The organism is Psychrobacter pulmonis (genome assembly GCF_904846465.1).
GTDB lineage: Bacteria > Pseudomonadota > Gammaproteobacteria > Pseudomonadales > Moraxellaceae > Psychrobacter > Psychrobacter faecalis.
Genome location: NZ_CAJHAT010000003.1, coordinates 212,608 through 225,532 on the forward strand (window position 1 = coordinate 212,608; position 12,925 = coordinate 225,532).

The window sequence follows — 12,925 nt, forward strand, 5'->3', positions numbered from 1 at the left end:
GCTTACAACCATTATTTTGTCTCATCAAGCATCATTAATTGCTCACTGATAGCAACGGTATTAAAACCTGCATCCACAAACATAATCTCACCGGTGATACCAGATGCCCACGGTGATAGTAAAAATAGCGCCGCATTACCGACTTCGGTCTGGGTAATATTACGCTGTAACGGGGCGATTTTTTCACTGATATCGAGCATTTTACGGAACGATTTGATGCCGCTTGCCGCAAGGGTACGAATAGGACCAGCAGAAATGGCATTGACACGAATACCTTCACCTCCCATCGAGGTAGCAAGGTAGCGCACACTGGCCTCTAAACTGGCTTTTGCCATGCCCATGACGTTGTAATTTGGCAATACGGAAATACTGCCTTCATAGGTCAAGGTCAACATAGAACCATGACGCATGGCTAGCAGCGCGCGTGCTTCTTTAGCCAAGGCCACAAAGCTATAGCTTGAGATATCATGAGCAATTTGGCTGCCTTCACGGGTAGTGGCATTGACGAAATCGCCATCCAGCTGGTCCATCGGCGCAAAGCCAATCGCGTGGACAACACCATCAATACCATCGCCCCAATGCGCGGTCACTTGCTCAAAACATTCAGCAATCGATTCATCTGATGCCACGTCACACTCAAGCACTAAATCCGCTTCAAAGGCTTCGGCGGCCATATCGACGCGTTTTTTAATTTTTTCATTGGGATAAGTTAAAATTAACGACGCGCCTTCACGGTGCAGCGCTTCAGCAATTGACCAAGCGATAGAAAGTTTGCTTGCGATGCCGGTAACGACAAAGCGCTGTCCTTGTAGTAACATAGTAGTTCCCCGTAAATCAATTTAAATGACAGATTATTTTTAATAGCTCGCTCATAAATAGCGAGTGAAGACACAAATTAAAAGATGACTCATTATACACGAATTGATTTAAGTAAACACTCGTATACTGTATTTACTTACACGCTATAAATGCTTAATCTCCTTTCATAGTAATAGCTAATATGGATAAAACGATTATCTACTGAGCATAGCAGTATGAAGTTAAGCTGTTTTCAAGTATAATCACAGCCCTCCCAGCTTGCACAATTTTTATAAAAATCCTTTACAACCATTGTTTGTAAACAAGGATTAGCGTTAAGCTACACCCACATTTTGGATGGCTGCCAAACTTATGAGCAATACCCCAACAATAGCAACAGATTTTCATGAAAGTGTTGAATCCTATCGTCAGCTAATCACCTCAACTGGCGAAGACTTAGAGCGTCCTGGCTTGCAAGATACTCCAATACGCGCGGCAAAAGCGTTTGCGCATTTGACGCAAGGCTATCATCAAAGCTTGGAAGAAGTGGTCAATGGCGCGGTATTTCCATCGACCAATCGTGAATTGGTCTTGGTGCAAAACATTGAATTTTATTCATTATGTGAGCATCATATGTTGCCATTTCATGGCGTCGCGCACATCGGTTACTTGCCCAATGGTCAAGTATTAGGGCTGTCAAAGTTCGCCCGTATCGTCGATATGTTTGCCCGTCGCTTGCAAATTCAAGAGAATTTAAGCGAACAAGTGGCACAAACGATTATGGATGTGACAGGTTGCCGCGGTGTGGCAGTGGTTATGGATGCAGCGCACATGTGCATGATGATGCGCGGCGTTAACAAGCAGCATTCAACCACGCGCAGCACAGCGATGCTAGGCGAATACGTACACGACAATCAAGCCCGTAATGAGTTTTTAGATGCGGTGCCAAAGCGTAAACCTGCGTTTTAATATCGTTTAAAATAAAACCAGTGCTAGTTATAAGCAACCGAGAAGTAAAGAAAAAGAGCACATTGCGATAACAGCAATGTGCTCTTTTTTATTTTTAGAAATTGTTAATCGGACTTATTAAGTAGCTTAAATAACTTAAGCAACTTAATAAGTTTTTGCATCACGACTGGCGTGCTCATCACTGGCTTGCTTAATCTTGGTTAAAATATCCTTAATTTCAGCAGCAGATAGATAAGTCGGCACCGCATAAGTATCGCTGACTTCTTTTGCCGCGGCTTTGGCAATATCATTAAAATCACTGCTTTGCATATTTTTAACGGTTGGATCGATATTTAAGGTAGCAATCAGCTCGCGTACTTGTGCGATGAGACTATCGGCAATATCGCTATCACTCTTGCCAGCTTGACCCGATTTGACCATACCAGTCTTGCGAGCTAACTCTGCCAATCTTTTTTTGCTGCCTTTACGATTGACGTCAAGCACATACGGCAGCACGATGGCATTGGCACGGCCATGGGGGATACTATAGTGCGCCCCCAACTGGTGAGCGATAGCATGGACGTAGCCAAGACCGGCTTTATTAAAGGCGATACCGCCGTAGTGAGCAGCGATACCCATCTCTTCACGGGCTTTGAGGTTGCTGCCATCTTTATAAACTAGGGGTAGATTTTGCATCACAGTTTTAACCGCAGAGGCAGCATAATAATCGGTCTCGACGCTAGCATTGGCACTCATCCATGCTTCTAAAGCATGGGTTAAGACGTCGATACCCGTATCAGCTGTGATATGCGCCGGCATGCCTTTCATAATAATCGGATCGATAGCCGCTGCTAATGGCACCATTCTTGGGTCGATAGACAGGGCTTTTTGATGCGTTTTGTCATCTGACACCACCGCACCCAACGTCGCTTCTGAACCGGTGCCCGCTGTGGTCGGAATACAATAAAGCGGAACCGAAGGCTTTCTGGCTTTTAGGATACCGATAAGCTGTTTTGGCTTACAGTTATTGCCCTGTGACATCGCAATCATTTTAGCGGCATCAATAACCGAGCCGCCACCGATGGCAATAATCGAGTCGCACTTAGCATCGACAGACTTGCGCAATCCTTCTTCGACGACTTTAAAAGTAGGATCTGGGGTAATGCCGTCGTAGATTTTATAGCTAATATTTTTGCTATCTAGATAGTCTGTGACTTTCGCAGGGATGCCCAGTTTGTTTAATACTGCGTCCGTAACGATAAAAACATTGGTATTGCCTTCATTGATGAGCATGTCGCACAAATCTTCACATGAGGTCTCACCGACAAATAACATCGCTCTTCTGATAGGCACAACGTAAGCGAACGCTTTTAGCACTTTGGCACGCGTCTTAGCAACCGCCAAATAACCAGCGTGTTGTAAGCCTGTACTACTGACCAATTTAGAAATTGTATTTTGTTTTTTCATGGGTATAAAAATCCTTTTTAATGATGCTAATACTAGCAATAACGACAACTTGAATCAGCGAATCATCACCGCTGTCAAAATAGAAATGCTTGCAAAACAAAAGCACGGTGAATAAAAATACTGCATCAGCGTCTATATAAAGCAGACTACTGTTTAAACTTATTGTACCACCGCCATTTTTAGGATGTCATGATTATTATGAACTGCGATGTTCTGGTTATCTAGCGTCGCATCTTTACTTATACAAAGAAAATCAGCCATCAACTTGCTTCTTTACGAAAACTTAAAATAGTCTCAGTAGCGACTTGTTGTAGGTTCATTCAGGCTTTTTGCCCACGCGCTTCTCTCCCCAACTAGGATCGCCATCATATTCAATCAATTCGACAAATTCTCTAGGTAGATTTACAAAAACGCCGCCAAGATCGCCAATGGCATATTTATCTTCTGTATTAGCTACGGTTGAACTATCCGAACAACCACTAAGCGATAGAGCGCTAAATAAAAGCATCAAGCATAATTTTCTCATGTTTTTTACTTATAATAATTGATAGCGTTTATTGTTATAACAAATTCGCCTGCAACAGCTGCTGTGCGTATGGGTGCTGTGGGTTATTAAACACATCTTCGCTAGGGCCCGACTCAATGCACACACCATCTTTTATCACCATCATATGCTGACATAAGGCGCGTACTACTTTTAAATCGTGGCTGATAAACACATAGCTGACTTGCAATTTTGCTTGAATTTCCCGTAGCAAGTTGACCACCGTAACCTGCGTGGTGCTATCAAGCGCCGACGTTGGCTCATCTAATATCAATAAACTTGGCTGCATAATAAGGGCACGCGCAAGGGCGACGCGCTGACGCTGACCACCTGATAGTTCATGCGGATAACGCTGCGCAAAATCAGCTGGTAGATGCACAGTCGCCAAACTATCCATCACTGCTTGCTGGCGTTCTGCTTTATTGACACCTTGAACTAACAGCCCTTCTTCGACGATTTGCATGACTGTCATGCGCGGATTGATACTGGCAAAGGGGTCTTGAAACACCATTTGACTTTGCGAGCGAAAGGTGCGCAAATCACGTTTGGACAATGCTGTCATGTCCTGTCCATTGACCATTATCTGACCACTGACACGCGCTTGATTACTGAGTAATTGACTTAGCGCAAGGGCAATCGTCGTTTTGCCAGAACCTGACTCACCAACGATACCTAATGCCTGCCCTTTCCGCAGGGTCATATCGACATCTTTTACCGCATCAAACCAGCGTTTGGTACCGCCAAACAAGCTTTTTTCAATCGGAAACTGCACTTTTAGGTTACTGACCTGCAATACGGTTGGTAACTGACTTTCATCATCCAATAAACTGAGCGCGTGCCCGAAATCTTGCTGAATAAGCGAGCGGGTATATTCTGCTTTCGGCTCATTAAATACCGCTGCCGTTTGCCCTTGCTCAATCGTTTGCCCTTGGCGCATAACGATGACATCATCACTATAACGCCTGACCAGATTGAGATCATGGCTGATTAATATCATCGCCATATTGTGCTGACGTTTGAGATTATCTAGTAGCTCAAGAATCTCATGTTGCAGGGTGACATCAAGCGCGGTCGTCGGTTCATCGGCGATTAAGATATCAGGCTGCTGCGCCAATGCCATAGCAATCATGACTCGTTGGCGTTGACCGCCTGATAACTCATGCGGAAAGCGATTCAGTTTATCAGCAGGATCGTTGATATTGACATCGTTTAATAAAGCGATACTTTTATCGCGCCACTGTTTTTTGGCTAAGCCACTGATACGCAAGGATTCTGCAATTTGTTTGCCGACGGTATGTAGTGGGTTTAGCGCCGTCATCGGCTCTTGAAACACCATACCGATACGCTGCCCTCGTATAGAGCGCAGCGCCGCATTACGTGCCTTATGATTAGCTACCAGTAATGTCATCATTCCTTTTACATCTGCTAATTTTACATTGCCAGTAACGGTCAAACTGTCCGGTAGCAAACCCAACAGCCCAAGACTGGCAATCGATTTTCCCGAGCCCGACTCACCTACTATAGCTAACGTCTGCCCTTGCCTAAGCTCATAAGATAGCTTATCTACCAGAGCAACACCTGCATGAGTTATGATGCTAAGTTTATCTACGCTCAGCATGAGCTTGTTTTGGCTGTTGCTATGACTATGATTTAAATAGGCATTTTGCTCAGTAGCACTTTGCTCAGTCGTCGTCATATTAGCGTTTATCATCTTATCAGTTGTCATATCAGGAGCGCCTCGGATCAAAGGCATCACGTAGCGCTTCGCCAACGAAGATGAGCAATGATAAGATAAAGGTTAAGCTAAAGAACCCTGATAGCGCAAGCCATGGGGCATCAAGGTTGTTTTTCCCTTGTACCATCAGCTCACCAAGCGACGGTGAACCAGGTGGCAAGCCATACCCTAAAAAGTCTAACGCTGTTAAAGCAATAATATTAGCCGTTAAAATAAACGGCAGTTGTGACAAGCTTGATGCCAATGCATTTGGCAAGATATGCCTGAGCATGATTTGACTGTCTGATACCCCAAGGTTACGCGCGGCACGAACATAATCAAAATTACGCGCGCGCAAAAACTCTGCTCGCACCAACCCTACTAAGCCCATCCAGCCGAATAACAACATCATCGCAAACAGCATAAAGATACTAGGGCTGAATAAGCTGACCAAAATAATAATCATAAACAGCTGAGGCATCCCGCCCCATACTTCCATAAAGCGCTGCCCGGCCAAATCCACCCAGCCACCATAATACCCTTGTATCGCACCAACGATAATACCAATGAGTGCCCCCGCGAGCGTCAGTGCCAGTCCAAACAATAACGATACCCGCAACCCATAAAGTATCCGCGCCAGTACATCGCGTCCTAAGTCATCAGTGCCCAGCCAGTTCTGGCTATTGGGCGCGGCTGGATATGGAATCCCAAGCTCAACGTTGGGTGTCTGGTCAGCAAAAGGAATGGGCGGCATAATATAAAAGCCCTGCCCATCAATCAGAGCTTGCACCACAGGGTCCTTATAGTTGGTTTCGGTCTCAAACACTCCGCCAAAAGTCGTTTCAGGATAGGCTTTTAATACGGGGAAATAATAATCACCTTGATACTGCACCAGTAGCGGCTTGTCATTGGCAATCACATTGGCTGCCATACAAATGACAAATATCAGGGCAAAAATAAATAGCGATGTTACTCCAAGGCGATTATGACGAAAACGCTTTAGACGCGCCTGCCAGATAGGGTTTAGGCGGCGTTTTTTTTCTATAGCAATAGACGCTGCGCTTGAGGGTGTTGAAGATAATGGATGACTTGACATTAGCGCCCCTCAAAATCAATACGCGGATCAATTAAGTGATAACTCAAATCACTGATTAACTGCAATAACAGCCCGAGCAAAGTAAAGATAAACAGCGTACCAAATATCACCGGATAATCACGCTGCTGAATCGCTTCGAAACCCAACAACCCCAAACCATCAAGTTTAAAGATAATCTCAATCAAAAAATTACCGGCAAAGAAAATCCCAACGATGGCCGCTGGGATACCGGCGATAATAATCAGCATCGCATTACGAAACACATGGCCGTATAACACTTGCCGTTCGCCCAAGCCTTTGGCGCGCGCGGTAAGGACATATTGCTTACCGAGCTCTTCTAAAAAACTAAACTTGGTCAAGTAAGTCAAGCCAGCAAAGCCGCCAACGGTACTTGCTAGGAGCGGCAATGCCAGATGCCAAAAGTAATCTTTCACTTTACCAAGGGCGCTTAATTGATCGAAATTTTCGGAAGTTAATCCTTGCAGTGGAAAGACATTCCAGTAGCTGCCACCGGCAAAAAAAACTAACAGTATGACGGCAAATACAAAGACGGGTATCGCATGGCCGATAGCCAACAGCATGGCAGTGGCTTTATCAATCCCTGAACCATGATGCATGGCCTTATACACGCCCAGTGGAATGGCGATCATATAAATTAGTAGCGTACTCCATAGCCCAAGCGAGATTGATACTGGTAATTTTTCAACAATCAAGTCGGTGACCGATTGACCTTTAAAAAACGACTCACCAAAATCAAGCTTGGCGTAATTCTTGAGCATGAGCCAAAAACGCTCAGGTGCTGACTTATCGAAGCCGTATTGCGCATTGATAACAGCGACCATTTCCTCAGATAGGCCGCGCGTGCCTTGGTAAGTGCTCTTATTGCCGCCGGCACTGCCCGCGCCAATATTACCGCTGAGCGCACTGTCCTTTGCGCTTTGCTCGATAAGCGCCAGTTGCTGCTCAACAGGGCCGCCCGGCGCCGCTTGAACAATGACAAAGTTCGCCAGCAATATCAAAAATAGCGTCGGTAATATCAGTAACAACCTTTTTAAGATATAACGACCCATAATGGCGGCTTCCTAAAACAAAGAGAGATGACAACTTAGCATTTAGAAGTTATTTTTAAGCTCACGTAACGCAGCAAATATAGTCAAAGACTTGTCATCATCGATAGTGACTTTAGACTTCACCCCTGCTATCACACTGGGCTCTTGCGTGCGCAAAAACACATTGATTGCGCGCTCATGCTCTAATGTCACAGGCAATGTCGGGATACCTTGGGCAGTTTTTTCTTCTGCTTGCGCAAGCGCTTGCTGCATTGCTTCATTAGTAGGTTCAATAGATAGTCCAAAGCGCAGATTACTGGCAGTATACTCATGAGCAGGATACAGCAGCGTCTCAGCTGGCAAGCCATTTAAACGCTTAAAGCTCTCATGCAATTGCTCAATCGTGCCGGTAAAGACACGTCCGCAACCGGCACTAAATAAGGTATCACCGCAAAAACAATGCTTTTGTCCATCGATATCTAAGATATACGCCATGTGGCTTGCGGTATGACCAGACACGTCCCACACTTGCGCGGCGCAGCCCCACGCACTGACCGTACTGCCATCCTTGATGGTCTGGTCTTCATCGACATTGTGCTCGGTATGCGCAACCAAATGCGTCATTGGATAAGATTCTTGTAGCTCGGCAACACCGCCGATATGATCATGGTGATGATGCGTGGTCCAGATAGACGTCAGCTCCAAGCCATTTTCTTCTAAATAAGCGATAACTGGCTCGGCTTGACCCGGATCAATGACAATCGCCTGCTTATTATTTTCATTAATGAGTGTCCAAATATAGTTGTCATTGAACGCTTTAATGGGGTGAATACGAATACTCATATAAAATCCTTAGCAGTGATTGTCTTTATTACTGATGTTTTTTATTAAATTTTAAAAACCAAATGAAACGCGACTTTACTTATTGGTTTAAATGATAATTTTTAAATAACTGTTTTGAGCCATTATCTTAAACTATTGCTTTAAGTATCGATTAACACGGGCTTCCGCTTCTTTATCTGACCACCAATAATCGATACCGATCGCATTGGACGGCAGTTTTGCAGTATGACGATATTGATTCCAGTAGGCAACATTGGTGCTAGATTTGCCGTATAAAGGCACTAAATAATGACCTGCCCGTAGCAAGCGATCGAGCACCTTGGTATATAAAACAATCTCATCACGGCTCTCAGCATTTGCAAGTGCGGTTGTGACCTCATCTATCACTATATTTCTAATACCAATGGTATTGGCGTTACCCGCTTCATCAGCGGCGGCACTGCCCCAAAATGCCGCTTGCTCAGCACCAGGTGATAAGCTCTGTGCAAAGACGTCGACCACCATATCATAGTCAAAACGACGCATACGCTCGTAATATTGCGGCCCATCGACTTGGCGTAAGGTCGCATCAAACCCCAAACGCTTTAAATTACGGATATAAGGTAGCAAGACACGCCCCATGGTCTCGCCTGTCATCAAAATTTCAATCTGAGCAAGCTTACCGTTTGGCTGATACAACTTCATATCTTGATAATAAAAACCAGCCTCTAGCAATAGCTGCCGCGCCTCTAACAATCCTTGACGATTAAAACCGCTACCATCGCTGGTTGGCAATCGCCATTCGTCTAGTACCGCTTGCCGTTGAATCGGTTCAAGCTTGGCTAGCAATGGGCTTAATACCTGCATCTCAGCCGCAGATGGCGTACCAGTAGCAGCAAGCTCTGAGCCATGAAAGAAGCTTTGTAAGCGCTCATACTGCCCATGAAATAAGGTTTTATTCATCCACTCAAAATCATAAGCTGCCGTCAATGCTTGGCGGACGCGAATATCTTGAAAAATTGGCCTGCGCATATTCATCACCAGACCCTGCATCGGTACTGGGTTTTCGCTGCTGATGGTTTCTTTATTAATCAGACCAGCTTTGACGGCTGGGAAATTGTAACCTGTTGCCCAATTAGAGGCTTTGTTTTCCGGGCGAAAGCGATATTGCCCAGATTTAAAACCCTCAAAAGCAATCTCATCACTTTGATAATAGACAAACTTAATCATATCAAAGTTATAACGACCGCGATTGACCATCAAATCACGGCCCCAATAATTGGGATCACGCACATAGCTGACCGCGCGCCCCGCATCGACGCGGCCGAGTTTATAAGGACCACTGCCCATGAGCGGCGTCAAGGTTATTTTCTCAAAATCTGTATCAATCGATGACTTAGCAAAAATAGGGAATTGCCCAACCGTTAATAAAATCTCTTTATTTTCATCAGACTTAAAAACAAACTTGACGCGCTGCTTATCGATAATCTCAATGTCTTTAATATCGCCCAAATAGCTGCGGATATACATTGGGCCTTTAGTCAGTATCGCATCATAGGTGGCTTTAACATCGTGACTGGTCACCGCTGTCCCGTCCCAAAAGCGCGCAGCAGGATTAATATGATAGATAATCCAACTGGTGTCATCAGGGTCATACGTGACTTTATTTGCCAGCTGCGGATACATGGTAAAGGCTTCATTGAGTGAGCCTGTCATCAAGGTATCATACAGGTAGTCAGTACCAACCATTGCCACACCTGTGGTCATCCATTTATTGGCCGCATTAAAGGTGCCGCGTGCCTCAAGCGATAATGTGCCACCCTTGGGCGCATTGGGATTGGCATAAGGCATGTATGGTACGTCAATATACTCAGTGGTACTATTATGCCCAAGCGCCGTTGTGGTGATTGGCGCGGCGATACTAACAGGTATCCAGCTGATAGTCATGGCAACTAAGACGGCTTTTAGCATGGTATTTTTTAGCATCATGACTGTATAACCACCCTCATAACGACCCTCTACTCTAAACCAACTTGGATAAAAAATGCGCGACTGACGGCAAAATAGACGATTGACGAAATTTTATCATAACAAACTTAGGTTTTTTAACCTAATGCTTTGCAGCGTTAAGGTTGCCACATAACCCATTATGCTACTTAAAAAAACCCTAATAGTCATAAAAAAAAGACGCAGCTTATAAAGTTGCGTCTTTTATTTTAAAACTTATGCTAACTTAAGCGTACTTTTTTTCAAAGGCGATCATAAAGTCAACCAACTGCTGCACCCAATCTAGTGACACCGCATTATAAATACTGGCGCGCATACCGCCGACATCGCGGTGACCTTTTAGATTCATGAGGCCTGCTGCTTCCGATTCTTCTAAAAACACTTTATCAAGGCTACTGTCGGCTAACGTAAACGGCACATTCATGATAGAGCGATATTTGGGGTCAACTGGATTGCTATAAAAGCTGCTGTCATCAATCGTTTTATACAGTAAATCCGCTTTTTGCTGGTTGATTTTGCCGATAGCAGCGACACCGCCCTGCTCTTCCAACCACTCAAATACCAGTCCTGCTAAATACCAAGAATACGTCGCTGGCGTGTTTGACATCGACTCTTTTTCCGCCTGATGCTCATAATTCATCAGCAGCGGGCACCACTCACTCGCTTTGCCTAATAAATCTTCACGGATAATGACAATAATTAATCCTGCTGGCCCGATATTTTTTTGCGCACCCGCGTAAATCATGCCGAATTTAGACACGTCAATTGGCTGTGACAAAATGCAAGAAGACATATCGGCGATAATTGGCGCATCGACTTGTGGCGGCTCAAATATTTGTACACCATGAATGGTTTCATTGGCGCAGTAGTGAAAGTACGCCGCATCTTTACTCAGGTTCCAGTCGCTTTGGGCTGGCACGTCGGTAAAATTACTGTCTTTACCCGTTGCCACCACATTAACCTCGCCCAAACCCAGTTTGCCATAGCGCTGTGCTTCTTTGACCGCTTTACCAGACCAAGTACCTGTCGTTAGATAGTCGGCGCGGCCACCATTTAACAGATTTAATGGAATCGCTGAAAACTGTAAGCTGGCACCGCCTTGTAAAAATAGCACTTTATAGTTATCTGGAATGTCCATGAGCGAGCGCAACTTGGCTTCCGCTTTTTCAGTAATCGCGATGTATTCTTTACTACGGTGACTCACTTCCATGACCGACATACCGCGTCCCTGCCAATCAAGCAACTCTTCTTGAGCGCGTGATAAGACGGCGTTCGGTATGGTGGCAGGTCCCGCTGAAAAATTGGGTACACGGTTAGGAGCGGCTTTAGTGGTCATAATCATTATCCTAAATATGATGAGATCATCGTGGTTATTAAAGGTTAAAGGTGAATGTTATCGTTATTTTTTAATCTCTGTCGTAGTAGTCGTAATAATAGTAAGTGGCAAGCCTTTAATTCTACTTTGATAACTGCTCCCAAAGCTGACGTTTAAGTTTGCTATCTTTAAGCATCTCATCGAGTGTGGGCACAGTCGTAAAGTTCGGATGCTCAAGGCCGTCAGGTAATACGGTCAATGCCGCCACTTTTATCTCTTCGCGACGACCAATCTTAAACACATATCCTGCAAGGCTGGCATTGGCAAGCTCAGCGGTATCCATACCTTCACAAATAGGAAATGAGGTCGTCTCACAGCTGATAGATAGCGCTTGGGTGATATTTTGCCAAAGCTTTTGGCTGTCATTATTGAGGGCTTGGATATCAACCAAAATTACCCAATCGCCATAGCGACCACCTTGTAAATCAAAGGGTGCTACCTTTTTAAAGCTTTCCTCTTGAAAGCCCTCTCTGTTAAAACCACTGTTTTTAAAACTGCCATCTTCACAGCTTGCAGCATTATTTATGTCACCAAAAGCAGTCTGCTGAACGACCGTATTTACAAGTGAGGTAACGGCGGGCTTAGAGATGACAGGGGCAGTCGAGTCAAAATGATAGGTGACGGGGCTTTGTGGGTCAGAATGGCTTAAACCTGTCTCATTAGCGTCATCATAAGAATGATTAGATTCATCATCTAGCATATCTGATATGGCATTAATATTTGGGGATTCAATATTAGAAGATGCAATATTAGAAGATTCAATGCTTGGCTGTTCAGTGCTCGTCGCAGAAGAAGCTGCAGCATTAGATGGAGTGCTGGCATTAGATAAAGTTGAGTTAGCGGTAGTCTGCTCAGGCAGAGTAGGCGCAGAAATATCGGCAATATTCATGGTTTCAGAGCTTGGCTGCACCCACTGATTGATACCCATCATCGCTAAAATCTGGCGCTGCTGCATACGATGCTGCAATACAATTAGCGGGTCTTGGATATCACTCATGCTTATTTACTATCCTACTTATCTAAAATGGATTTACAGGCTTTTAATGTCAAAAACAATATTAAAGAACGATGTTAAAAAAAAGATTAAAAATATAGTCGATTCAAT

11 protein-coding genes are annotated in these 12,925 nt (G+C 44.6%); 1 reads left to right on the top strand and 10 read right to left on the bottom strand.

Features of this window, described 5'->3' with window-relative positions; genetic code table 11:
• Positions 1-11: 11 nt before the first annotated feature.
• Positions 12-818, bottom strand: coding sequence for an enoyl-ACP reductase FabI (locus JMX70_RS07230; RefSeq protein ID WP_191689921.1), 807 nt, complete (start codon positions 816-818; stop codon positions 12-14).
• Between the two features lie 352 nt (positions 819-1,170).
• Between JMX70_RS07230 and folE the strand changes: the two genes are divergently transcribed.
• A complete protein-coding gene (gene folE / locus JMX70_RS07235) occupies positions 1,171-1,767 on the top strand; it encodes a GTP cyclohydrolase I FolE (RefSeq protein WP_223808440.1) in 597 nt (198 codons plus the stop codon).
• Positions 1,768-1,911: 144 nt separating this feature from the next.
• Here the strand turns inward: folE and JMX70_RS07240 are convergent, their stop codons facing one another.
• The 9 genes from JMX70_RS07240 to JMX70_RS07280 form a co-directional block, all read right to left on the bottom strand.
• Positions 1,912-3,213, bottom strand: coding sequence for an iron-containing alcohol dehydrogenase (locus JMX70_RS07240; RefSeq protein WP_201590862.1), 1,302 nt, complete (start codon positions 3,211-3,213; stop codon positions 1,912-1,914).
• Positions 3,214-3,529: 316 nt separating this feature from the next.
• On the bottom strand, positions 3,530-3,739 hold the full coding sequence (locus JMX70_RS07245) for a hypothetical protein (protein ID WP_191689925.1): 210 nt from the start codon (positions 3,737-3,739) through the stop codon (positions 3,530-3,532).
• Positions 3,740-3,773: 34 nt separating this feature from the next.
• On the bottom strand, positions 3,774-5,483 hold the full coding sequence (locus tag JMX70_RS07250) for an ABC transporter ATP-binding protein (RefSeq protein WP_144296222.1): 1,710 nt from the start codon (positions 5,481-5,483) through the stop codon (positions 3,774-3,776).
• Between the two features lies 1 nt (position 5,484).
• Complete coding sequence (locus JMX70_RS07255; RefSeq protein WP_227671195.1) at positions 5,485-6,567, bottom strand: ABC transporter permease; 1,083 nt, start codon at positions 6,565-6,567, stop codon at positions 5,485-5,487.
• Complete coding sequence (gene yejB, locus JMX70_RS07260) at positions 6,567-7,637, bottom strand: microcin C ABC transporter permease YejB (RefSeq protein WP_201590864.1); 1,071 nt, start codon at positions 7,635-7,637, stop codon at positions 6,567-6,569. The genes JMX70_RS07255 and yejB overlap by 1 nt, the downstream gene beginning before the upstream one ends.
• Before the next feature lie 42 nt (positions 7,638-7,679).
• The gene (gene gloB / locus JMX70_RS07265) at positions 7,680-8,459 is read right to left on the bottom strand and encodes a hydroxyacylglutathione hydrolase (protein WP_201590867.1); all 780 of its coding nucleotides are present in this window, start codon (positions 8,457-8,459) and stop codon (positions 7,680-7,682) included.
• 132 nt (positions 8,460-8,591) lie between these two features.
• On the bottom strand, positions 8,592-10,424 hold the full coding sequence (locus JMX70_RS07270) for an extracellular solute-binding protein (RefSeq protein WP_201591087.1): 1,833 nt from the start codon (positions 10,422-10,424) through the stop codon (positions 8,592-8,594).
• A 247-nt stretch (positions 10,425-10,671) separates the two neighbouring features.
• A complete protein-coding gene (serC, locus tag JMX70_RS07275; protein WP_201590869.1) occupies positions 10,672-11,781 on the bottom strand; it encodes a 3-phosphoserine/phosphohydroxythreonine transaminase in 1,110 nt (369 codons plus the stop codon).
• A gap of 121 nt (positions 11,782-11,902) precedes the next feature.
• A complete protein-coding gene (locus tag JMX70_RS07280; RefSeq protein WP_144296227.1) occupies positions 11,903-12,817 on the bottom strand; it encodes a hypothetical protein in 915 nt (304 codons plus the stop codon).
• Positions 12,818-12,925: the final 108 nt, after the last annotated feature.